The sequence below is a fragment of the Phyllobacterium sp. CL33Tsu genome (assembly GCF_900113985.1).
GTDB classification, from domain to species: Bacteria; Pseudomonadota; Alphaproteobacteria; order Rhizobiales; family Rhizobiaceae; genus Phyllobacterium; species Phyllobacterium pellucidum.
The window spans coordinates 25,485-47,461 of record NZ_FORJ01000009.1 but is presented as its reverse complement, the minus strand read 5'-3'; the positions used below and the strand labels follow the sequence as shown (position 1 = coordinate 47,461).

The following is a 21,977-nucleotide window of genomic DNA, read 5'->3' as shown; positions in this document are numbered from 1 at the left end:
CATTTGTGCGACGCAGCATAGAGTTGTGGGTGAACGGGGCGACCTGTTCTGCCCTCCTTGGGCGTTTCCTCCCTAGACTTGGACCGCGCTTCATGCGCGGTCTTTTTTATTGGCCGCGCGAATATGTGCCTATTCCGCCGCGAGCGGCTGGTCGAGAAAATAAAAATCTGGCAGCGAGACGAGGTCGGCAAGAAACTGGGCGATATCCCGCTGTAATTGATCGAACCCGGACTTCTTCTCGTAACTCTGTTCGTTGAGATAGAGGCCGCGATTGACCTCGATCTGCAGCGCGTGAAGGCCCTTCAGCGGGCTGCCGTAGTGTTCGGTGATATAGCCCCCGGCATAGGGCTTGTTGTGCGCAACGAGGTAGCCCATTTCCCGCAGGAGATGGATAGCGGAGTTGGCGAGTTCCGGTGCGCAGCTCGTTCCGAACCGGTCGCCGATGATGAAATCCGGGCGCATCCCGCTCTCCGGGAAGCGGATGCCTGTCGGCATCGAATGGCAATCCACCAGGACGCCGTAGCCGAAGCGCTGTCGCGTTGCCGAGAGAAGGCCGCTGAGCCTGGCATGGTAGGGCTTGTAGATCGTGCTGATGCGATCCAGCGCCTCGCCCAGCGGCAATTTCTTTGCATAGATTTCCTGGCCCTCGCCAACGAGGCGCGGCACGGTACCGAGGCCTCCGGCGACACGGGCGGAACTTCCATTGGCATAGGAAGGCAGAGCCTCCTGAAACATCTTGGCGTCAAGTTCGTAGGGTTCGCGATTGACATCGAGGTAGGCGCGCGGGAAGTGCGCCAGCAACAAGGGTGCTCCAAGCGGCACGGCGGTGGCGAACAGCTGGTCGACGAAACAATCCTCTGACCGGCGAATGGTTTGCGGGTCGAGCTGCGACTGTTCGAGGAAAGCGCGCGGGTAAAAGCGGCCGCTATGCGGGGAATTGAAAACGAAAGGAATGCGCTGATCGGATGGTTGCCGCACTTCGAACGGCTGGATATCGGTGAAATCGCGCTCGACTGTCATCTTCTGCTTCAAGGTTTCGCTGCAAGGCGGGCTGGTTTTCCCCACTCTAGTGCAAGTTTCCGCGATAGGGAATTGATGAACGGTTCGAAACGGCTTGTCCGCCAACTTTCCCCGGCGTTAAGGCTCAATGCTGATCACACTGGCGACACCTCGACTTTTGCCCCGTTCGCCCTTATTTCTAGCAAATCATTCACGCGATCTTTACCAAAAAAGCGTTTTGTTAAGAGTAGTACGACGCAGGGTTTGGGGATGATCCGGCGCTAGAGAATTCGGACGGACTGATGAAGAGAATCCTTCTTGCAGAAGATGACAATGATATGCGGCGCTTTCTGGTCAAGGCGCTGGAAAAGGCGGGCTATCACGTCACGCATTTCGACAATGGTGCCAGCGCCTACGATCGCTTGCGCGAAGAGCCGTTCTCGCTGCTTTTGACCGACATCGTCATGCCGGAGATGGACGGGATCGAGCTTGCACGGCGCGCCTCGGAGATCGACCCGGACTTGAAGATCATGTTCATTACCGGCTTTGCCGCGGTTGCCCTCAATTCCGATTCGAAGGCGCCTAAGGATGCCAAGGTGCTGTCGAAGCCGTTCCATCTGCGCGATCTCGTCAACGAAATCGAAAAAATGCTGGTCGCAGCTTGAGAAGCTGCGACATTCTTTCGTTCCGATAAAGAAAGCCCGATAAGTTCTTCAGGCGCTATTGACGGGGCTGATTCAATATGGTGTATGCGCCCCGTCAGATGGGCGTGTAGCTCAGCGGGAGAGCACTACGTTGACATCGTAGGGGTCACAGGTTCAATCCCTGTCACGCCCACCATCTGAACCCCCACTCATAGTTCGTATGTCAAATGTCTGCAGCGCAGATGTTGAGGCTGGGCGAGCCAGAAATCCTAAACCTTCGCACGCTTCAAGACGTCATTGATTTTACTCTGCCAGCCCTTGCCCGTGGCTTTGAACTTGGCAATGACGTCTGCATCGAGACGGATCGTAACCGGCATTTTGGTTAGTTCCGCCTTTGGCCGGCCGCGTCTGGCAATTTCTCTGTCCATCTCGGTGGCAAGCTCTGGAAGAGCTTCACGGAAGGGCTTTGCTTGGGCGATCTCTTCCGTCGTCAACGGCGGGCTATCGACTGCGTCCCAATCCTCTTGTGTGAAACCACGACCCGGTTCAAAGCCTGTCTTGAACGTTTTTTTGACCATCAGAGCAAACGCCTTTCGTCTATACGTGCTGGACGCATCGAGATCACCGACAATGCTTCTTTTCCAAGCACGTTAAAGACCACCACAATCATGCCGCTCTCGAAACGACCGATAGCTTTGCTGCGGCCTGCCCTGGCTGGAATGATCATCGAAGCAAGAAAGAACTCAAACGACAAGGCAGCAAAGTCCAAGCCATGCTTCGATATGTTAGCCAATCGTTTAGGTTCGTCCCAAATGATCTTCATTTATAATGTACGTACATTAATTCATTAAACAAGGTCTTCCTGCGCACAGTTAAACCCATTGCATTCTCGTGGCGCAAGCGTTCTCCCACGTGTATGATCGGTGTGAGCGTAGACGAGCGCGGGGGCATCATGGATTGGAACGAGCTTTCAGGGCCGCAGTTGAAAATCCTGCGCGAGGCTATACTGCGCTCGTTTCCGACAGTGTCGCGCTTCGACATGTTCCTCTCCGACGAACTCGACAAGGGGTCGCTCGCCAATGAGGTCGGGCCCGGCAGCTTCGAGCAACAAATCCATGCCTATCTGATCAGCATCCAGAGCGAGGGATGGACCGACAGCCTCGTCGACGCCCTGCAGAGACAACGCGGCAAGAATCCGTGGGTGCGGCGTCTGCCCGATGCCATCCGTGCAGCGGGGACCTCCGCACCGGAGCGCTTGGCCGCCGCCCCCTCGATGCAGCTCGAAAAGATCGTGCAGGGCGGTGGCTTTGCCGATCTGAGGATCTGGGCGCAAAGCCTCGCTCTCGTCAGCGCGGCGACGTGCCGGATCGAGTTTCCGAGCGGCCAGGCCCAAGGCACCGGGCTTCTCGTCGCGCCCGATCTGGTCCTCACCAATCATCATGTCGTCAAGCGGCAGTTGAACAAGGAGGCGAGCCCCGCCGACATCGTTTGTCGTTTCGGGTATGCCCGCGACGCCAACGGGCTCGACGAGGGCACACCCTATAATCTTGCCGCAGGCGACGCATGGACGCTTGACGCCAGCCCGTTCGATACGGTCGACACCGGCGGAGCAGGCATCGCCAGCGCGTCGAACCTCGATTACGCGGTGCTGCGCCTTGCATCGCCGCTGACCGACTGGAAGCCGATCCGCGTTGCAGCCAATATCGCTCTTCCCAATGCTGATTTGCCAGTTCTCATCGTTCAACACCCAGCGGGAACGCCGCAAGCGCTGGCGATCGGCAAATCGCTCGGCACCAACGAGAATGGCTCCCGCTTTCGCTATGACGCCGATACGCTCGGCGGCTCGTCCGGTTCGCCGGTGTTCAACCAGCGTCTTGAACTCGTCGCCCTGCACCATGCAGGCGATCCGCGGTCCGAGATTCGTGCTGCCTACAACCAAGGCATACCGATTGGCTTAATCGTCGCTGCCTGGCAGGCCAAGCAGCTTCCCCCGTTCTGGCAATAGGTCTAGCCTGCAGCCGCAATGAACGCGGCGGCCTTTGGCGCCGCGGCGAGATTGCTCTCGATTTCCGCCAGCACCACATCGGCGACCGCCTGGTGCGACAGGCGGCAGAACATGGTTTCGGTGCTGTTGAACGTTCCGTTCTCGAAGAGCTTGTTGACCGGCGCGCCGCCCATGCACAGGTTGAAATAGGCGCAGCTTGCCTTGCATCGGCTGACCCCTTCATCGATATCGTGCCACATTGCCCGGAACGTAGACGATGCCAGCGCGCTGGACGGCGTCGCGTCGGCTAGATTTCCAATACAGAAATCCCCAAAGGCTTCATTTTTGAGGCCGGCAAGTTCAGGCGAGAAAGTGAAGAGATCGCCGCCGGACGATACGGTCACGATCCCGAACGGAGCGTTCTGCGAATTGTAGCCGAAGTAGCCGAAGGCCGGGCTCTGCAGGCAGGCGAGAAGGTCTTCGCGTTCGCGGATCAATATGGGAGGATCGGCTGCGCGCGCTCTTTCGCTCACGCGGGCGAAAAACCGGCGGAATGCGGTGTCAGACCCTTCCGCCTCAAGCGTCGACGTTTCAACGGAGCCCTCTATTTCCTCGACGTTGAAACCCACATGGCGAATATCCTCAGCATTGAAGAAATCCATCAGTTCTTCCGCAGCATCGAGGGTCGCCTTGCCGACTACGCAGATGATATGGAAGGGGACGCCGCGGCGGCGCAGATGATCGATGCCGCGCATGACCTGCGCATGCGTGCCTTTCCCCGATCGCGTTTTGCGCCGTGCATCATGCAGCCGCGCTGTTCCGTCGAGGCTGACACCTACGCGCATATGCGTTTCCAGGAAGAAGTCACACCATTTGTCGTCGATCAGCATGCCGTTGGTCTGCATGGCGTGCGGCACGGCGAGTCCGGCCGGCGCCACCCGGTCGAAAAGGGCAATGGCCTGACGATACCATTCCGGAGCAATGACCAGGGGCTCGCCGGCGTGCCAGACGATTGTAAAGTCCGGCGCATTGAGTTGCGAATCGAAGATGAAGCTGGCGGCGCGGCCGACTGTTTCCAGCGGCATGACCGTTTTGTCGTTACGATGCGGCAAATAGCAATAATCGCAATTGATGTTGCAGAACGCCGTCGGCTGCATCACCAGCAGCCGGGTCGTGGCACGCAGGGACTGCGCGTCTAGTAATTCTGCCATCCATTCGCCCAGTTCGGAAAATTACCGAAGTTCGGAAAATTCTGCCACTGCGCAATCTGCGTGCTGTCAGGCTCTTCTGCCAGTTCAGGCTTGCCGATTGCTTTCAGATAATCCGACCTGATCTGGCCAAGCCTGTCGATCGCCCGCAGGTTTTCCACGGCGACAGGTGCTTCGGGCGATGCGTTCCCCGGCGGGGTCAGTGCGACTGCCGCCAGGGCGCCGAGGCCCAAAGTTCGCAGATTACTCGTTACTTTCATCTTCAACTCCAGGCCAACCTTTATCGGGTTTCGAGACAAATGCCTTGCATTCCGCGATGTCCTTGCACGTCTGCGGCAAGCGATATTTGAAACCGGCAGCACCCTGAAGCGAGGCTCCGCTGGCATTCTGCCACCGCATCTCGAGGATATCGCTCAGCGGCTGCGTACCAACAAGATATCGCCACTTGCGCAGCTTGACGTCTTCGAGCCACAGCCAATCGCCCTGAACGCCTGCGTCGATGATTTTTGGACCGATATATACGATGCGGGTCCGAGCGGTATGCCCATCATCCGGCTCGGCAAGGCCCTTCGCAGCATCCCTGTACTGCACCTCTATCGTGTTCTGGCAGTCCGACAGATCATCGAGGCATTTCTTGTTGTCATAACCTGCCCTGTATACCACAAGCTGCTTGTCATTTGTATCAAGATCGACGGGACCGGCGTCACAGGTGCGATAGGTCGGCCTCGTGTCGAGGGCCCTGACATCGTCGGGTCCGCCCTTCCCTGCCGTCGCCCTGAAAAGGTTCACCTTGTAGGATCGGCACGCCCGCCCGTCTTTGGCCGCATCGTTCCCTTGTCCGGCGGCCAGCAACCCTGCGCCAGCCATTCCGGTCGGGACCTGGATCGGATCAGAAAGGCCTGTCGTCGTCCATAAATAGACATTCGTCCGCTTGCCCGCATGTTCCGGACCAATGTTCGGAATCAAAAAGCCGACGACCGCGCCGGCCTGGACGAACTTCACATCCTGGATTTTTACATCTGCCAGCCGCGTGCGTATCTCGCGATCCTGGACGAGGAGGTTGATTTTCTCGCCGCTTTCAGTCGAGCGCGGTCCGCGAACACCAAATTGCGTCGGTGTGTTGAGCCGCCGCAAGCCTACATATGTGTCGAGCCGCGTGGTCATATTGTTGCTGGGTGATTCCGATACGTCGAGACGGAAAACCCAGTTGCCGTCCTTCGACCCGCATTCAAGTTTTGTAACGGTACTTATGGGGTTTCCATCGAAGGGTGACGGCACCTTGAACGCTATCTTGGACGCATCTAATGCGCCGGAATTCTCGGTCGCCTTCTTGCAGTCCACGTTCTGGATTTCGCCCTTCGGCAAGCCAGGCTCGAACGAAACCATAAGATCGGCGCCGTAGACCGCGCGCGCACCGGTATCGATGAGGCCGATGGTTTTGCGCAGCACGGATTTCTGCTGTTCGTCATGCGTCGATTGATAGTCCGCTTTTACCGTGTCGATCAGCCATTTCAGGGCGCGATCGTCAGCACCGTTGCGAGGGGCGGTCGAGTTGGCGAAATCGTTGACCGCGAGCGCACGATTGAGTTGCACCGCAAGGCCGTCTGCCCTGACGCGCTCATTATTGGCCCACAAGGAAGCTCCGAGCGCGACCATGGCCAAGGCGGCGATGGCGCTGACGCCCCACATGACGAGGGTCTGCAACTGGTTGACCCATTTGCTGCCCCATTCGCGCCATTTGACAGCGTCGCGCCAGAGGTCGCCTATCCAACGAATCCGCTTGTCCGGCTCTACCAGGGCCTGGCCAGTATCGCCGATCGAAACAAGTTGCTTCTTTTTTTCGACAAGAACGTCCTTAGCCCACGCATCGCTGTAACGGGAATCCGGGCCGAACAGCAGGCGTAGTGTCGCCTGGCTTTCCGAAGGGATCAGCGTGCTCGCCGCCTCCCAGTTCCTGTGGAACAAGCGATGCAGCAGCCCGCTTTCGATATTGTCGATCGCCGGAAGCTCCTGGATTGCGAGCTGCGCCAGGCGCTGTTCGAGGCGCTTTTGCAATTCGAGATGCTGCTTGTACGCCGCCCAGTTACGGATGAGCGACTCGTGCGTGACATTGTAGATGTCCGACCTCTCTCCGCTCTCGGATGGCAGGAGTTCGACGAGGCCCGCATCCTCGAACTTCTGCAGCGCATCGCGCAGGTAGGACCGAAGCAGCCCCTTCGCCGCCTTCGATGTTCCGAGCCGAACCGCGCCGGCGCTCGTCGCCAGCATCTCGTCGACCGAAACGAATTTTCTCACCGCCTGGCCGCCATCATCGAGCTGCGCCAGGCAGCACAAGGAAACGGAAAGAATTCCTTCCGCCTCAAGACGCAAATCATTCTGGCCGCCCTTGAAGCCTTGCTCCTTCGCCATCGCCGTCATCACGTCCTCGGCCTCGGCGAAAACCCGATCGGCGGCGGCGTTGAGACAGCGCCCGAGCCGGCATACCTGCTCGTTGGCCGCCGTTGGCGTCCAACCGGGAACGGACGCAAGATGCTGGGTGTCGATTTCGAACTGCGCATCCTTGTTCTTTGCCCGCCTCGCAATCCAGTCATCGACGGCGTGTTCCCAGACCAGCGGCAGAAAATGCTGCAAGAGGGGCAACTTATCAGCCTTGTGCTGCAGAGCTTCGCCGGCCTCTCGGTACGCCTCCTTGAGCTCCTTCACCGATTCTGCCGTGTAGGGTGCGATCCGCGCTTCGGTGGCGGCGTCGAGGGGCAGTTCCCAGAGCTTGGCAAGTCGGCCTGCCGGCTCGACGATTGCCGCCTCAATGTCATCACCGGTGACGAGGTCAACCAGATACATCGAGGAATTGATAACCTCGGCCATGCCGGCATATTCGGAAAACCGGTGCAGTTCCTCGCTGCGCATCGTGGCAACCGCGAAGAGACAGGCAGGCTTGTACTCGTAAATATCGCGGAGCAGGCCGATCAGCGCCTTGCGGCCATCCGCATCGCACTCCTTGCGGAATATCTCCTCGAACTGGTCGATGTGAAGCAGGAGCAGTGGGCGCCCGCTCCGCTCGCCATAGCTTGCGGCTTCGTCAAAAGTCGCAAGGACTTCACTGACGAAATCGAACACCGATCGGGTCGATATGGTGCCTTTCGTCGGCGAAATTTCGCGATCCAGCCATCGCAGCGTTGCTGTCTCGACATCGTGCTGGGTTGCATCGTCGGGCCATTCGATGCCGAACTCGCGCGCCGCTCCGCGTATACGGTCCGTTGCCCCACGGATCGAGGCCGATTTTTCCGCGGTCGAGCGCTCGGGGAAATCGCCTTTGGGCATGTCTTCGGTATCGGGATCGACATAGGCGAGGTCGATGATCGAACGTAGAACGCTCCACAAGGCTTGTTGGAGCTGCCCGATCGGGTCTTTTGCCGGTCGCATTTCGGCGACGTACCATGCGCCCCATTGCCCCTTGATCGGAATACTGTCGAGTTCCGCGATAAGGCCAGCGCGTGTCAGCGAAGATTTGCCGCTGCCCGAGCCGCCGACGACAAAGGTCATTCTCCCGGATGTCGCCGTGTTCTCGGTCTCGCGATTGGCGAAGAATTTTTTCAGATCGCGCTTTTGTGTTTCGCGGCCACAGAAATATCGCGCAAGGTCCCTGCGAAAACTGCGCAGGCCCGGATAGGGGGTCGTGATGAGGATACCCGCCCCCTTGGCAAAACACGATTTGTCACCCGCTAGCCAGCGCCGGATGAAGATCTCGGCATGGGTCTCCGGCAGGTCGGTCGCTGCACCGGGGATTACGTTCACGCGTACCGCCTCCCTAGTGGTGCATCATGTCTTTGGCCGCATCGATCAGATGGTTCATATCGCTGCTGTTGAAATCGATCTTGTTGTTGTCGCGTCTGACCTTGAGCAGGTTCCAGCGCCGCACAGAAAGGCCTTCGTCAAATTTGAGACCATCGAACTTATCGAAATTCTGAAACAGCACGGCGATACGGAAAATCTTCGGCTCGCGATCGGGAAAATATTGTCCGACCAGTCGGTCGATCCGCGTATCCCAATCCTCGAAATGATTGATCGTATGCTGTTTATCGCCGGGCCTGGTTCTCTGATCATGGGCGGCGACGATATTGAGTTGCGCCCGATTAAAACGGCTCACACTCTCCTCGAGGCTATCGAGCGATACGGCGACTGTTTCATATTCGCCAGGCTTGACCACGGTCTGGCCGAGCTTTTGCAGGTTGGTCGAAAGAAGCTGGCGGTTTGGATCGCTGTCGGGAAGATTTTCGAAACGCGTACGCAGCTTGCTCTCGCAAAGGTCGCCGAAGCCGGCAAGTTTGGCAAGCTTTGCCCCGATTTCTTCGACCGAACCTTTCCAGGCGTTCTCTGTTTTCGGATTGATCTCCGTGCTGTCCCACCACTCGCCTGCCGAGCGCCAGTAGACGCGCTGGAACTTGCTGACGCTATCGCGCCAAATGCCCACCACATCGTCGTTGGAATACCCGAGGGCGTCCATGAGCAGCGGGATCATCTTGTCCTTGAGCCCGCCGACAGTGGTGTTTCGCTCCGATGCGGAGCGTGTAAAAATCGGCGGATATCGGAAGAACTCGTCACGCTGCGGCACGGTCATCCGCATTGTATCGCCCCAGCCATCCTCCCAGTACTGTACACGGTCCGCGTTGAATCGGCGCAGATATTGAAAAAGCGCAACGTCGCCGGCCTGCGTACCCGGATCGGTGTCAGCGGTCGACGGCGTCCCAAGCAACAAGACATTGGACAATTTGGGTGACAGCGGCTCGTCCGGCAGATTGAGAAAAGCCTGAAGCTCAGCGCGGACGCTAGCCCGGTCTTTTGGATCATTCTTGAGCTCCCGCAAGAATATTGGCTCGTCATCGATGGCAGGATACTTGGCGCGATAGCGGTCCTTCCATTTGTTCCACCAGTTGCCCATCTCCTCCTTCTCATAGATGAGCATGAAACGTTTGCGCGCCTCAGGAGGACCCGAGCGGGATTTGAGCCAATCGTTGAACGCATGGTCGAACACCGTACCATCCGTCGCTTCCAGGTTTTCGAGGTCGACCGGTGTTACAATCGCGAGGAAATACTTGGACTGGCTGATCTGTTCTGCTTTGAGTTCCGTAACTTTCGCCCACAACTCAGCAGTAAATGGATGGTATTGCGCAAAGTAATCGAATACGCCTTCGTCATCGCAATACTTGAAAGCGACTTCCCCTTGCATGTAGGTCCGGAACCACATGTTGCCGTCGATATCGACTGGGTCCATAAGCGACTGAATTTGCGCGCGGATTCGCTTCTTTGTCGTCAGAATGCGCAGGAACTTGTCCATCAGTGCTTCGGGAATAATCGTATCGACAATGTAATCCTGCAGCGCCTCCTCATAGCCGAGGTCCGGATTGACCACCGTTGCGGGAAGCGGCAGAAATTCCTGATCGGATAGAAAGATAGAGAAGAGGTTCAGGTTGGGAAACGCCTGACCAATCAAATATCGAAGCAATTTGATTTCACTGCCACTCAAGTCACTCACGCAAGCGTCCCCCGAGACACGAGAACTCTGATTGGTCAATATAGCATAAATTACTTAAAGTTCACTCGGATAGACTGGAGAATCTTTAATCACTTGGTATTAACATGTTGGACCATAACTTGTTCATCGCCCGTCTTCTACAACTAAGTACTCGATTTCATTGCAAAAAACACTGAATAGCCGCGCAGGGCTCTTACTTTAGGTAGCGTGGCTCGGAAATAGCGGCGTTGCAATCCTGATCTATCATTATGGTATCCAGCCAGAACGCTATCGAGAATACTGAACGGCGCTTTCGACGGGGTGGATCGCCGCAATCGCCTCTTCTTGAACCAACTAATTCCTTTGGAGCAAATGGGGCAGGCTTCAGCAGATTTCGCTTGATCAGGCGCAATTTTGTGTCAAGATCGTCAAATATTCGCTTGAATAGTACATGTTACTAAAGCATTTGCAACAACTTATAGTTGATAATACTGGAGTTTATTAGGTTTATTGGTCTTGCACCAATGCTGAAGATTCCGGGTCGAATTACTTTGCCTATTGAATAGCAGTGCATGGCGGCAACCCGAGGAACGCGACCTGACGGCGGTATCGGGAGTTGCCGGGGACGGCAGACTGGATTTGCGCCCGTTTTACGAAGCCAGGCGTTGGCGGGTCTTGGACCATGTTCCATTTTGCGGAGGATAGGATGCCTGCGACCCCTCAACTGCTCGATCTGACGGCACTCGGCACCATTGGCGGCATGACGCTTGCAACGACTGCAGTAACGAACGGCCTTTGGCGTTCCCTAGGCTGGCAACCGCGATGGCTGGGGCTCGCAGTGTCGTTGGTGATCTGCCTCGCAACGGCATTCTTTGCCGGCAGCACCGCCGGAGCCGACCTCTTCCTTGCGGTCCTCAATGCCTTTGTCGTCTATCTCGCCGCGGCTGGCACGAGCGGCGCCGGCGCCGCGCTCCAGGGCGGCGAAGCACCCGCTCCCGCAAATGAGGGGCGCGAACTGCCCGGAGTGGACGAAGGACCAGCGGAAAGGCAGTTCCTGCGCTCCTGGTTTTGACGAATGGAGCTTTCGCAATGAGTTGCGCCCGAGGGCGGACAGGTGGGGAAAATGGGGAATACGGACGCTGACAGGCTGAAGGATTATCTGACGCTCATCACCAGGAAACATGGCGGTATCGAGCCCATCAGAAACATGCTGGAGGAGTGGACCAAGGCTGGAGGCGATTCCGGTCTCGAAAGCATGCCCGGCGATACGGATGAGACGAGGCTCGCCAAATCGGGCCTCGAAGCGATCGAGCTTGGCCGCGATCCCTCCGAGGGTGAGCTTTACGGGCTTGAAGCGATCATCCTGCCGGACTTGCGGCCGGCGATCGACATCGTCGACAATACCTTTACCGTCACGCATCCGCTCTGGCGACGCCTGTCGGATGATGCTGCCGTCCGCACCAGGATAGAAGGGGTCATTCCGTCGATCGGCCGCATCGAATTGCCGGGCAACAACAAGTATCCCTATGGTGGCACCGGCTTTGTCGTCGGCGACGGCCTGCTGATGACCAACAGGCATGTCGCCGAAATTTTCTCGAAAGGGCTTGGCGACCGCAGGCTCGCCTTTATCGACGGCGCACGGGCGGCCATTGATTTCAAGCGCGAACAGGGACGTCCGACCGGCCCGATGCTCGACGTCGTTCGCGTGGTCATGATCCATCCCTATTGGGACATGGCAATTCTTGCCGTGAACGGCCTTCCCGCAACCGCCAAGCCGTTGAAGCTTTCGCTATCGGATGCGCGCGACCTTACGGGCCACGATATTTTCGCCATTGGCTATCCTGCCTTCGATCCCCGCAACCCCTCCGATGTCCAGAACGATGTCATGGCGGGACGCTACGGCGTCAAGCGGTTGCAACCGGGCGAACTCCAGGGCGGCATAACGACATCGAGCTTCGGCAAGATGGTACCCGCTGCGACACATGATTGCTCGACGCTGGGCGGAAACTCGGGCTCGGCAATTCTCGACCTTGATAGCGGCGAGGTCATGGGCCTGCACTTCGGAGGCCTTTACCAGAAGCAGAATTATGCCGTGCCGGCCTATGAACTGTCGCGCGACAGCCGCGTAATCGCGGCCGGCGTGCAATTCGCCGGAGCCCCGACCGGCGGTGCCAATGATTGGGGCGATTGGTGGCAGCGGGCCGATGGTGCCGAACTTGTTGCGAATGGCGGCGACCCGACGATTTCCAGCACGGGGAATACCGCTTCCAGCGCCACCGCCCACGCCGCGTCGTCGATCACGATCAAGCAAGAACGCGAGGTGGGACGCATCGTCCTGCCGCTACGCATTACCATTTCAGTCGACCTCGACGATCAGAAGGCCGTGGTCGTGGCAAGCGAAAGTGTGAGCGCCGACGACGCTGGCATGACTGAGTCCGCGCGGGCGCCGTTCCGCGATACGGACTTCAGCATGCGCAAGGGCTATGACGCACATTTTCTCAATGACCCAAGTCAAGAGGCGCTCCTCGTGCCGGTCGAGGTGGCCATGCCGCAGGCAGCGGATGCGAGCGTGCTCGCCCGGACGCTCACGGGATCGGACACGCTTCACTATGAGAACTTCTCGATCAGGATGCATGCGCAGCGCCGCCTTGCTCTGATCACCGCGTCCAACGTTACCAAAGCGCCGGAACTCAAACGGCCCGAACCCGGTCGCGACTATACGCGGCGCGGCCTTTCCGGCCTCGGCGAGAGCGACCAGGAACTATGGTTTACCGATCCGCGCCTCGATGAAGCCCTGCAGATTCCGGATGTGTTTTTCACCAGGGATCGCAAAGCTTTCGACAAGGGCCATATCGTGCGCCGCGACGACGTTGCCTGGGGCGCAACCTACGATCAACTGCGTCGGGCGAATGGCGATACCTATCACGTTACCAATTGCTCGCCGCAGGTCGCGGGGTTCAACCGGGCCGCCAGCGGCCACGAAAATTGGGGCGATCTTGAAAACTGCGTGCTCGCCGAGGCAGCCAACGAGCGGCTCTGCGTTTTCGCTGGACCGGTGCTCGACCCTTCAGACGAAGTCTTCACCGGTGTCGGCGACGGGCGAACTGTGCTGCGTGCCAAGATCCCGTCCCGCTACTGGAAGGTGATCACCAGCCGCGTGGCCGATGGCATCGCCGCCTATGGATTCATGCTTGAGCAAGACCTTGCCGACGTCGATTTCGAATTCGCCGTGCCGGCCGAATTCGTGCCGGCAATGTATCCGATTGCCGACATCGAAAACCTGGCCGGTGTCCGCTTCGACGAACAGGTGCGTAAGGCCGATCAGTACGAGACGGTTCGCGGAACCGAAATCGGGCTGCACGCAGGCACTCGCCGGAAAAAAATGGCGGCAGGCGGGCCGGCTCAACCCGCTCGAACGCAAAAATAAGGGAGGGAACAATCAATGCCACGTTGTCCTTTTGCGACCTGGAAGCCGATCAGCGGTTCGTCTGGAACCTATACCGGCGGCCCGTTCAAGATCGTTCATCACACAACCGAAGGAAGTTCCGCGGCAGGCGCATTCGCCGCGTTCAAGGCGAACAGATCCGATCCGCATTTCACGGTCGATGCCACCACAATCTACCAGCACATCGATACGGACACTGCGTCACGGGCGCTCAAGAACCTCTCTGACGGCGTCCAGACGAACCGCGATTCAGCCATCCAGATCGAAGTCGTAGGGTTCGCCCACCGGCCAAAGGTTCGCGCCACCCTCGATAATGTTCGACGGCTTTGCCGCTGGCTCGAAGCCACCCATTCCATTCCGAAAGTCTGGCCGAATGGCTTGCCCAAACCTGCGGTCAACGGTCAGGATCCGGGCGGCCATAACCGCAACGCCAGTATCTGGGATACGAAGGGCGGCCATTACGGCCACAGCAACGTGCCGGAAAATACCCACTGGGACCCGGCCTACACCAAGCCGGAAGTCGATTACCTGATGCTGGAAGATACTGAGGGACCGGAGGTCGTGGAGGGGCTGGAAACCATTCCGTTTTCCGATCCCGGGCTTGAAAGCGACCATTCGCATATGCCGGACCATGCCGATCCGCAAGGCACGCATACTGAAATGCCGGCAAGGCGACCGGCACGTGCCCGGGCCAAGCCGGCCGCAAAGGCGCCTTCGCGGCCTAAGAAGACCGTCAAGTTCGACGAGAGCCCCGTGGGCACAGTCAAGGTCGCAAGGGCAGCAGCCGGAACGAAGAAGGCCCCGCGGACGCCTGTAAGGGACAAGGCGCCGCGGAAGATCGACTGAGCACGCTAGGCGGCGCAGGCTTCGCAAATGGCGGCGACGTGGCGATGATCGGTTCCGCAGCATCCGCCGAGGACGCGCATCCGCGGAAACGCCCGGGTCAGCGCTTGATAGCGGCGTCCGAGATCGAGTGGATCGCCCGCGTCGAGCGTGGTCGAGTCGTCGAGCTCAGCGTGACTTTTGGTCGAAGCATTGGCTCTCAGGCCGCCAATGCGGCGCGTCCACGCTTCACCTTGCTCCAGGACCTGCGCAAAGTGCGTGGGATGCGCACAATTGATCATGTAATATTGCGGGGAACCACCCGTCGCCTCGTCGACCCGTTCGATCGCTTCCCGCAGAGACGAACCCGTCACCAGCTTGCCATCTGTTTCCACCGTGAATGATATCACACAAGGCATTTCACTGGCGCGGGCGGCGCGCGCGATGCCAATCGCTTCGTTGTAGTTGGTGAGCGTGTAGGCGGCGACCAGATCGGCTTCGGTATCGGCAAAGGTTGCGATCTGCGCGGCATGATAGGCCTCGGCCTCGTCGGCATTCATGTTGCCGGCCTTGTAGCCGTCGCCGCGCGGACCGATTGCGCCGCTGATGACGCAGGGCGTTGCAGGCGTTTCATATTCCTGGCGAAGTTCGGCAAGCAGATCCACCGAACGGCGGTTGACGGCGTCCAGTTCGGAGCGGCCGTAGCCGAGCTTGGCGCCCCAGTCCGCGTTTGCCCGCCACGTCGGCGTGTCGAGGATGAAGCCGGTAGCGTTCTCTTTCGCCACTTCAAGATAGCGAACATAGTAGTCTCTGAGATGCTGCCGTCCCTCGTCGGTCGACATCAACACGAATGCGGCAAATTCCGGCAGCTCAATGCCCTCAAGGAATATGAGTGTCGTTTCCATCCCCCCATCGCTGAGGAAAAAGCTGCCGGAAAGCTGCGGCAGATTGTGGCGATATTTTGCCATGATCGTCTCCAAGGTTACTGCCGCACTCCCCGGTCATTTGACCCTTGTCGGCATGGTCCTTTTTGCGCTCTTTGGGCTGCACGATCTAGAAAGCTTGCGGTGCGGCGGCGGATCGGCTGACAAACCTGTTGTCGTATCATAGACTTAGCTGCCGCAATGGCCCGGATCGCCCTTTCCATGCTATGCTCACCAATCGCAAAACTGTATCGACGGTACAGTAGTTCTGGGGGAGGCCATGGGCAAGGGCGCGGAAACCCGCGAACGGATCATCGAAATCGCAGAAGCTTCGGTCCTCGCCAAGGGGTTCGGCGCAACGTCGATCGAAGAGATCATTGTCGAGGCTGGTATCACCAAGAGCGGCTTCTTCTATCACTTCAAGGACAAGAACGAACTCGCGCACAAGATGATTCGGCGCTACGTTGACGAGAACAATCGCGTTTTCGACGAGATTTTCGAACGCGGCCATCAATTGTCAGACGATCCGCTTCAAGCCTTCCTCATCAGCCTCAAGCTTCTTGCAGAAACCATGTCCGACCTTCCAAGCGGCCATCCCGGCTGTCTCATTGCCAGCATCTGCTACCAGGAAAGGCTCTTCGATCGCAATGTGCGCAATCTTATCGCCCAATCGGTAAAGGAATGGCACATGCGCTTCCGGGCGATACTCGACGACATTGCCGATGTTCACCGCCCGCGCGATGCGATCGATCTCGGCGATGTGGCCGACATGCTCTCATGCATCGTCGACGGCGCGATCATCATGTCGAAGGCGCTCAACGATCCGAAGCGTATCGAACGTCAGGTGTTGGCATTTCGCAGCTTCGTCAAACTGTTGTTTTCACCCGCAACCGCCCAGCTCGAAAAACCACCTGTTCCGGACAGCATACAGGCCGCATGAGATGGTGCTCCTTTATGACGGGATGACATTCACGCCATAACCCGCTATCGAACAGCCTTGAATAGATCACAAGACGTTCGGAAAGCGCGAAGTTATGAAGGAAGCGATTTCACTCAAGCAGTTGAAGGAAGCGGTTGGCACCGAGGTCGGCTGCTCGGAGTGGCGGGTGGTCAGCCAGGAAATGATCAACCAGTTCGCAGATGCCACAGATGACCACCAGTTCATCCATACCGATCCGGAGCGCGCAGAGAAGGAAACGCCCTTCGGCGGGACGATCGCCCACGGATTCCTGACGATTTCGCTGCTTTCGACGCTCGCCTATGAAGCCTTGCCGATGCTCGAGGGCGCAACCATGGGTATCAATTACGGTTTCGACAAGGTTCGGTTCATGGCGCCCGTAAAGTCCGGCAAGCGGGTACGCGCCCGCTTCAAGCTGGCGGATGCCGATATCCGCCCTTCCGGCCGCGTGCTCAACAATTACGAAGTGACCCTGGAAATCGAGAATTCGCTCAAGCCTGCGCTGGTCGCCAATTGGCTGACCATCGCGGTCCTCGAAAATCCGCCTGAAATGGATTGAACGGCGAGCGCTTGCCTCAAGCGGCGAGCTTGCCTTCCAGATCGAGCGGCGCCGCAACCCCCTTATATTTCGTCACCAGGTCCTTGAATGGAAACGGCCCCTGCACGAACATGCCCATGTCGTAGGGGTTGCGAATTTGTGCGCCTTTCAGGAACAACAGGTGCATCTTGAAGAAGTTTTTCCTGGCACGGGTGTAACGCTTCGCGCTGTGGATGCGCTTGAAACGAATGCGCTCGATGACCGGAGCCTGACGCGGCTTTATCCGAAGAGCCACTGCCGGATCGGATTTGTAGAAATGCACGATGTCGGTGACCGTCTGGAACTCCGCCCACAGGACCGGTGTCTCTTGCATGACCACGCGCACATCTTCACGCAAACCATTGGCGCGCGGGTGCAGTGCAATCATCAGCAGGCAGGAACCCGCAGCGACCAGTGACACCGGCTTGCGCCTGAGCAATTCCGGATCGATACGCCATACGTCAGCGATGGCCTCGACCGCGGGCACCGTACCTAGACTATGGGCGATAATGACGACCTCGTCAGCGTCAGTCACTCGAAGCTTCTCGGCAAGATTGGCTGCAAAAGCCTTGCGGCGTTGGTTGAGAGCGGGATTGCGGCCGTAAATGCGGTCGGAAGCTGCCGCCCAATCGTCCAGCAAGTACGAGAAAAACACCTTCTCCCCGGGCCAACGAATGAGCACACGGCCAATGACGAGCGCGAGCGGCACCGTCCATAGAAGGTGAAACTTGCTGCCCTCGGCGAGCAAGGGAAAGAGCCCGACCGCCAGCGCGGCAAGCGTCACGAAGCAGGCATAGGCGAACGGCCAGAGAAAGAAGATGCAGAAGCGCCAGCTGGTGCGCAGATATCGCCAGAAGGTGCCGGTCAACAAAATGTCGAGGAACGCCATGAGACCGGTTGCGAAGCGCGTCACGACGTTGCGCGCTGCATAGGCGTCGAAGATATCGGCCGAACCGTATTGGCAGAATTTCGTTTCGGTTTTCCAGTCACTGCCGCGCGTCGCGATGTTCATGGACGCGATGTCGTCGCCTTCGGCAACCATCGCACCGGCAACGGTTCTTGCGCCCCATAGCTTGTTGAAATCCGACGCGCTATTGAGATAGCGCCCCCGCACCGCATCGGCGTGCAGGCCCTCATAACCGGTGAAATTGATGACGAGACGCTTTCTAACGGCCATTTCACTTCTCTCGGCAAAGAGACCACGCGAAATCGGCAGTCATCACAATAGCTGCAAACGCGGCAGCGATCCAAAGTGGATGGCTCCGCCCGCATGATCGCGCCGTTTACATGAAAATGGCCGGACTGCACAACCGGAACTTCATGCAGTCCAAAAAATCAGCCGTCGATCAGACCCAGATGTCGCGCGCCGATTCCTGCAGGAAAGCGAAAGCATAGGGTGAGAACGAGCGCCAGCATTCGACCCGGAATGTATTTTCCGCCGTGCGCCAAAGGACGACCTCGATCTTGCCGAGAACCGTGCGGGAGGCGGCCCCCACCGGGAAGGCGCGTTCCGAAAGGTCCTGAGGACAGCCGCCATTGACGACGCCTTCCGCCCCTTTGCCCGAAACGATGATCCCGACATTGCGATGGGAAACGTCGACTGCCGAATGCAGTACCTTGGCCTTGGCGAGGTCCGCAACGAGGTTGCTTTCGCCGTCGTCGATGATCAGCCACTCGTCGGGGCCAAGCCACAAGGCGGCGCGGCTCCCATTCACCGCGGTCGATTTCGGTTTTGTCGGCAGCGTCAGACCGAGTGCTTTCGAAAGGGCAGCGACAGCGTCCGGGCGGGCCCGCAGCGAGACACGTGTCGCATTATCAGCCAGCGTCACCGAGACCGCGGCCGGACCGGTGCGACCCGACTGCAGCGGATGCAAGCGTGTTGCCTGGATCGTCTCAACCATTCAAACGCTCTCCCTTGTCATCGAAGAATACAGTTCCGGTGACTTCCACTTCGATCACTCCATTCGGCATCGGCACATAGAGCGTCTCGCCGAGCCGCTTCGTGCCATCGATAACCAGCGCGAGGGCGATGGAGCGGCCGCAATTTTCCGACCAGTAGGATGAAGTCACATGTCCGATCATTGTCATCGGCACAGGCTGGTTCGGATTGGCAACGATCTGCGCGCCTTCCTCCAGCACCACCTTCGGATCAACGGTCTTGAGACCGACGAGCTGCTTGCGTCCCGGAGTGACGAGATCGCGGCGCAAGAGCCCGCGAATACCGACATAGTCGGTCTTGTTCTTGCCAATGGCCCAAGTCAGCCCGGCATCCTGCGGCGTCACCGTGCCGTCGGTATCCTGACCAACGATAATGTAGCCCTTCTCGGCGCGCAGGATATGCATCGCCTCGGTGCCATATGGCGTCAGGCCAAGCGGCTTGCCGCGTTCGTAGATCGCTTCCCAGACCGCCTGCCCGTAATCGGCCGGAACGTTGATTTCGTAGCCCGTTTCGCCGGTGAACGACATGCGGAACAACCGCGTCGGCACGCCGCAAATCTTGCCTTCGCGCACGCTCATGTGCGGCATGGCTTCATTGGACATGTCGATCCCTTCGACCAGCGGCGCGATGATCTCGCGCGACCTTGGCCCCTGCACGGCAATGACCGCCCATTGCTCGGTGGTCGAGGTCAGCCACACATCAAGGTGCGGGAACTCGGTCTGCAGGTAGTCTTCCATGTGGTTCATGACGCGGGGCGCACCACCGGTCGTCGTCGTGACGTGGAAGCGGTCCTCGGCGAGGCGGCCGACAACACCGTCATCGTAGATGAACCCGTCTTCCCGCAGCATGATGCCGTAGCGCAGGCGCCCGACTCCAAGCTTTTCCCATGGATTGGTGTAAAGCAGTTCAAGGAACTTCGCCGCATCGGGGCCAACAACCTCGATCTTTCCAAGTGTCGAGGCATCGAAAATGCCGGCCTCAGTGCGAACGGCAACGCATTCGCGGTTGACCGCGGCATGCATATCCTCGCCGGCCTGCGGATAATACCAGGCACGCTTCCACTGGCCGACATCCTCAAAGGCAGCGCCCTGCGCCGCATGCCAGGCGTGCATCGGCGTGCGCCGGGTCGGATCGAAAAGATCGTGCCGCGCATGATTGACGATGGTGCCGAACGTAACCGGCGTGAACGGGGCGCGGAACGTCGTGAGGCCCACGGCCGGGATCGGCTTGTTGAGTGCCTCGGCAGCGATGGCAAGGCCGTGCAGGTTCGATGTCTTACCCTGGTCGGTCGCCATGCCGTTCGTCGTGAAGCGCTTGACGTGTTCAATCGAGTGCATGCCTTCGCGCACGGCGAGCCGGACATCCTTGGCCGTGACATCGTTCTGAAAATCGACGAAAGCCTTGACCGTCGTGTCTGGGCCAGCGCCGGCAGCCGAGCCGATCATCCCGCCGATCCAGCTGGCACTGTCGGTGGCGGTCAATGATACCGGCGTACCCTTGCCGGCAAAACCCGCCTGCTCGGCCGACGATCCGCCGGCGGCGATAGCCTCATTGATCACGTCCTGCAAGCCGTCCGTGCCGTTGCAGGCACCGACCGACAGGCAGTCCTGCGCGTAGGTGCCGGGAAGGAACCTCTCGTTCGCCGCGTCCCACGCCACCTTGCCGCGCGACTGCGAGAAGAGGTGAACCGAGGGCGTCCAGCCTGCAGAGACGATCAGGGCATCGACGGCGACCTTACGCTCGCTGCCGCCCCTGTTGGGCTTGATCAAGATCGATGACACGCGACGCTTGCCGCCGGCGCTGAAGACCGCATGTCCCGGCAGTACCTCGATACCCAGCGATCGCGCTTCCTCGACGATGGCCGATTTCGGGTTGTCGCGCGTATCGACGATGATCGGAACGTCGATCCCGGCCCGCTTCAGGTCGATCGCTGCCGCGTAGGCCGAGTCGTTGGCCGTGTAGACGCCAACCTTGCGGCCGATCGCAACACCGTAATGATTGAGGAACATGCGCGCAGCCGAAGCCAGCATGACGCCCGGACGGTCATTATTCGCAAAAACCATGTGCCGTTCGATCGCGCCCGTCGCCAGCACGACCTTCTTGGCGCGAATCTGCCAGAGGCGTTCGCGCGGCATTTCCGCTGCCGGAGTGCTGAGATGATCGCTGATCCGCTCCGCGAGACCGACGAAGTTCTGCGCATAGTAGCCGAAGGCCGTCGTGCGGGTCAGAACCGTGACATTGTCCATGGCACGCAGCCTGGCGATGGTCGCCGTCGCCCATTCGTACCCGGGCACGCCGTCGATGGTGACATCGCTTTCATAGCGCAGCGCGCCACCGACTTCCGGCTGTTCATCGCAAAGGATGACGGTTGCACCGGTGGCTGCAGCGCTCAACGCTGCGGCAAGGCCTGCGGCACCGGCCCCTACGACAAGCACGTCGCAATGGGCAAAGCGGTTGGAATAGCGGTCGGTATCCGGTTCGCCAGGAACCACGCCGAGGCCGGCGGCTGCGCGAATCTTCGGCTCGTAGATCGTCTTCCATGCGAATTTCGGCCACATGAACGTCTTGTAGTAAAAGCCCGCCGGCAGCATTGGCGAGAAAACATCGTTGATCGCGCCGACGTCGAAGGTCAGCGACGGCCAGCGATTCTGCGACTTCACCTTCAGGCCGTCATAGATTTCCTGAACCGTTGCGCGAACGTTGGGCTGCTTGCGTGACTTGTCACGCTCGATATCGACCAGCGCATTCGGCTCTTCGCTGCCTGCTGACAGGATGCCGCGCGGACGGTGATATTTGAACGAGCGTCCGACCAGATGGATGCCGTTGGCGAGGAGCGCTGATGCAAGCGTGTCGCCTTCAAGGCCGGTAAGGCTCTGGCCGTCAAATGTGAAACGGACTGTCTTTGCGGGTGTAAGCCGACCTGCGCCGGAAATGCGGTTGCTGCCGGAATGAACCTGGTTGGTCAT

Annotated in this window: 18 protein-coding genes and 1 tRNA gene; 8 read left to right on the top strand and 11 right to left on the bottom strand. The window is 58.9% G+C overall.

The window, feature by feature from the left end; all coding sequences use genetic code 11:
• Window positions 1-129: 129 nt before the first annotated feature.
• Window positions 130-1,020, bottom strand: coding sequence for an N-formylglutamate amidohydrolase (locus BM074_RS21835; RefSeq protein WP_027229491.1), 891 nt, complete (start codon window positions 1,018-1,020; stop codon window positions 130-132).
• 281 nt (window positions 1,021-1,301) lie between these two features.
• Here BM074_RS21835 and BM074_RS21830 point away from each other — a divergent pair, with 281 nt between their 5' ends.
• On the top strand, window positions 1,302-1,664 hold the full coding sequence (locus BM074_RS21830) for a cell cycle two-component system response regulator CpdR (RefSeq protein WP_027229490.1): 363 nt from the start codon (window positions 1,302-1,304) through the stop codon (window positions 1,662-1,664).
• Between the two features lie 100 nt (window positions 1,665-1,764).
• Window positions 1,765-1,839: transfer RNA gene (locus BM074_RS21825), tRNA-Val, on the top strand.
• A gap of 73 nt (window positions 1,840-1,912) precedes the next feature.
• Here the strand turns inward: BM074_RS21825 and BM074_RS21820 are convergent.
• Together BM074_RS21820 and BM074_RS21815 are read right to left on the bottom strand one after the other, a co-directional pair.
• The gene (locus BM074_RS21820; RefSeq protein WP_091925412.1) at window positions 1,913-2,221 is read right to left on the bottom strand and encodes a BrnA antitoxin family protein; all 309 of its coding nucleotides are present in this window, start codon (window positions 2,219-2,221) and stop codon (window positions 1,913-1,915) included.
• Window positions 2,221-2,466 (bottom strand): BrnT family toxin, encoded by a 246-nt coding sequence (locus BM074_RS21815; protein WP_027229488.1) that lies wholly within the window; start codon window positions 2,464-2,466, stop codon window positions 2,221-2,223. The genes BM074_RS21820 and BM074_RS21815 overlap by 1 nt, the downstream gene beginning before the upstream one ends.
• Window positions 2,467-2,595: 129 nt before the next feature.
• Here BM074_RS21815 and BM074_RS21810 point away from each other — a divergent pair, with 129 nt between their 5' ends.
• A complete protein-coding gene (locus BM074_RS21810) occupies window positions 2,596-3,648 on the top strand; it encodes a trypsin-like peptidase domain-containing protein (RefSeq protein WP_175499095.1) in 1,053 nt (350 codons plus the stop codon).
• 2 nt (window positions 3,649-3,650) lie between these two features.
• Here the strand turns inward: BM074_RS21810 and grrM are convergent, their stop codons facing one another.
• Genes grrM through BM074_RS21790 form a run of 4 tightly spaced genes read right to left on the bottom strand, consistent with a single transcriptional unit; the run spans window position 3,651 to window position 10,368 of the window.
• Entirely contained in the window at window positions 3,651-4,838 is a 1,188-nt protein-coding gene (grrM, locus tag BM074_RS21805; protein ID WP_244533057.1) for a cyclophane-forming radical SAM/SPASM peptide maturase GrrM/OscB, read from the bottom strand.
• Entirely contained in the window at window positions 4,823-5,095 is a 273-nt protein-coding gene (locus tag BM074_RS21800; RefSeq protein ID WP_139217699.1) for a hypothetical protein, read from the bottom strand. The genes grrM and BM074_RS21800 overlap by 16 nt, the downstream gene beginning before the upstream one ends.
• The gene (locus BM074_RS21795) at window positions 5,079-8,630 is read right to left on the bottom strand and encodes an nSTAND1 domain-containing NTPase (RefSeq protein ID WP_091925403.1); all 3,552 of its coding nucleotides are present in this window, start codon (window positions 8,628-8,630) and stop codon (window positions 5,079-5,081) included. The genes BM074_RS21800 and BM074_RS21795 overlap by 17 nt, the downstream gene beginning before the upstream one ends.
• A 13-nt stretch (window positions 8,631-8,643) precedes the next feature.
• Window positions 8,644-10,368: a hypothetical protein gene (locus BM074_RS21790; protein WP_139217698.1), complete on the bottom strand. Its 1,725-nt coding sequence runs from the start codon at window positions 10,366-10,368 to the stop codon at window positions 8,644-8,646.
• A gap of 685 nt (window positions 10,369-11,053) precedes the next feature.
• On the opposite strand from BM074_RS21790, the gene BM074_RS21785 reads away from it, so the two are divergent.
• The 3 genes from BM074_RS21785 to BM074_RS21775 are packed head-to-tail and all read left to right on the top strand — an operon-like array spanning window position 11,054 to window position 14,638.
• A complete protein-coding gene (locus BM074_RS21785; protein ID WP_091925398.1) occupies window positions 11,054-11,419 on the top strand; it encodes a hypothetical protein in 366 nt (121 codons plus the stop codon).
• A gap of 51 nt (window positions 11,420-11,470) precedes the next feature.
• On the top strand, window positions 11,471-13,774 hold the full coding sequence (locus tag BM074_RS21780; RefSeq protein WP_091925395.1) for a DNA/RNA non-specific endonuclease: 2,304 nt from the start codon (window positions 11,471-11,473) through the stop codon (window positions 13,772-13,774).
• 15 nt (window positions 13,775-13,789) lie between these two features.
• Window positions 13,790-14,638: a peptidoglycan recognition protein family protein gene (locus tag BM074_RS21775; protein WP_091925392.1), complete on the top strand. Its 849-nt coding sequence runs from the start codon at window positions 13,790-13,792 to the stop codon at window positions 14,636-14,638.
• A 5-nt stretch (window positions 14,639-14,643) separates the two neighbouring features.
• On the opposite strand, the gene BM074_RS21770 is transcribed toward BM074_RS21775, so the two are convergent.
• Entirely contained in the window at window positions 14,644-15,582 is a 939-nt protein-coding gene (locus tag BM074_RS21770; protein WP_091925389.1) for a homocysteine S-methyltransferase family protein, read from the bottom strand.
• Window positions 15,583-15,817: 235 nt separating this feature from the next.
• Between BM074_RS21770 and BM074_RS21765 the strand changes: the two genes are divergently transcribed.
• The gene (locus tag BM074_RS21765) at window positions 15,818-16,477 is read left to right on the top strand and encodes a TetR/AcrR family transcriptional regulator (RefSeq protein WP_091925387.1); all 660 of its coding nucleotides are present in this window, start codon (window positions 15,818-15,820) and stop codon (window positions 16,475-16,477) included.
• A 94-nt stretch (window positions 16,478-16,571) separates the two neighbouring features.
• A complete protein-coding gene (locus BM074_RS21760) occupies window positions 16,572-17,054 on the top strand; it encodes a MaoC family dehydratase (RefSeq protein ID WP_091925384.1) in 483 nt (160 codons plus the stop codon).
• Between the two features lie 16 nt (window positions 17,055-17,070).
• Here BM074_RS21760 and BM074_RS21755 read toward each other — a convergent pair whose 3' ends face one another.
• The 3 genes from BM074_RS21755 to BM074_RS21745 form a co-directional block, all read right to left on the bottom strand.
• On the bottom strand, window positions 17,071-18,249 hold the full coding sequence (locus BM074_RS21755) for an alpha/beta hydrolase (RefSeq protein ID WP_091925380.1): 1,179 nt from the start codon (window positions 18,247-18,249) through the stop codon (window positions 17,071-17,073).
• Between the two features lie 169 nt (window positions 18,250-18,418).
• Entirely contained in the window at window positions 18,419-18,973 is a 555-nt protein-coding gene (locus BM074_RS21750; protein ID WP_091925377.1) for a sarcosine oxidase subunit gamma, read from the bottom strand.
• Window positions 18,966-21,977, bottom strand: a complete 3,012-nt coding sequence (locus tag BM074_RS21745) for a sarcosine oxidase subunit alpha (RefSeq protein WP_091925374.1) — start codon at window positions 21,975-21,977, stop codon at window positions 18,966-18,968. The genes BM074_RS21750 and BM074_RS21745 overlap by 8 nt, the downstream gene beginning before the upstream one ends.

What these genes read in the sequence shown, in the direction of transcription:
- BM074_RS21830 (WP_027229490.1), top strand. Translation starts at nt 1,302, where the DNA reads ATGAAGAGAATCCTTCTTGCAGAAGATGACAATGATATGCGGCGCTTT.
- BM074_RS21785 (WP_091925398.1), top strand. Translation starts at nt 11,054, where the DNA reads ATGCCTGCGACCCCTCAACTGCTCGATCTGACGGCACTCGGCACCATT.
- BM074_RS21755 (WP_091925380.1), bottom strand. Translation starts at nt 18,249, where the DNA reads ATGGCCGTTAGAAAGCGTCTCGTCATCAATTTCACCGGTTATGAGGGC.
- BM074_RS21760 (WP_091925384.1), top strand. Translation starts at nt 16,572, where the DNA reads ATGAAGGAAGCGATTTCACTCAAGCAGTTGAAGGAAGCGGTTGGCACC.
- BM074_RS21765 (WP_091925387.1), top strand. Translation starts at nt 15,818, where the DNA reads ATGGGCAAGGGCGCGGAAACCCGCGAACGGATCATCGAAATCGCAGAA.
- BM074_RS21745 (WP_091925374.1), bottom strand. Translation starts at nt 21,977, where the DNA reads ATGACCAACCAGGTTCATTCCGGCAGCAACCGCATTTCCGGCGCAGGT.
- BM074_RS21770 (WP_091925389.1), bottom strand. Translation starts at nt 15,582, where the DNA reads ATGGCAAAATATCGCCACAATCTGCCGCAGCTTTCCGGCAGCTTTTTC.
- BM074_RS21810 (WP_175499095.1), top strand. Translation starts at nt 2,596, where the DNA reads ATGGATTGGAACGAGCTTTCAGGGCCGCAGTTGAAAATCCTGCGCGAG.
- BM074_RS21775 (WP_091925392.1), top strand. Translation starts at nt 13,790, where the DNA reads ATGCCACGTTGTCCTTTTGCGACCTGGAAGCCGATCAGCGGTTCGTCT.
- BM074_RS21815 (WP_027229488.1), bottom strand. Translation starts at nt 2,466, where the DNA reads ATGAAGATCATTTGGGACGAACCTAAACGATTGGCTAACATATCGAAG.
- BM074_RS21750 (WP_091925377.1), bottom strand. Translation starts at nt 18,973, where the DNA reads ATGGTTGAGACGATCCAGGCAACACGCTTGCATCCGCTGCAGTCGGGT.
- BM074_RS21780 (WP_091925395.1), top strand. Translation starts at nt 11,471, where the DNA reads ATGGGGAATACGGACGCTGACAGGCTGAAGGATTATCTGACGCTCATC.
- BM074_RS21835 (WP_027229491.1), bottom strand. Translation starts at nt 1,020, where the DNA reads ATGACAGTCGAGCGCGATTTCACCGATATCCAGCCGTTCGAAGTGCGG.
- BM074_RS21800 (WP_139217699.1), bottom strand. Translation starts at nt 5,095, where the DNA reads ATGAAAGTAACGAGTAATCTGCGAACTTTGGGCCTCGGCGCCCTGGCG.
- grrM (WP_244533057.1), bottom strand. Translation starts at nt 4,838, where the DNA reads ATGGCAGAATTACTAGACGCGCAGTCCCTGCGTGCCACGACCCGGCTG.
- BM074_RS21820 (WP_091925412.1), bottom strand. Translation starts at nt 2,221, where the DNA reads ATGGTCAAAAAAACGTTCAAGACAGGCTTTGAACCGGGTCGTGGTTTC.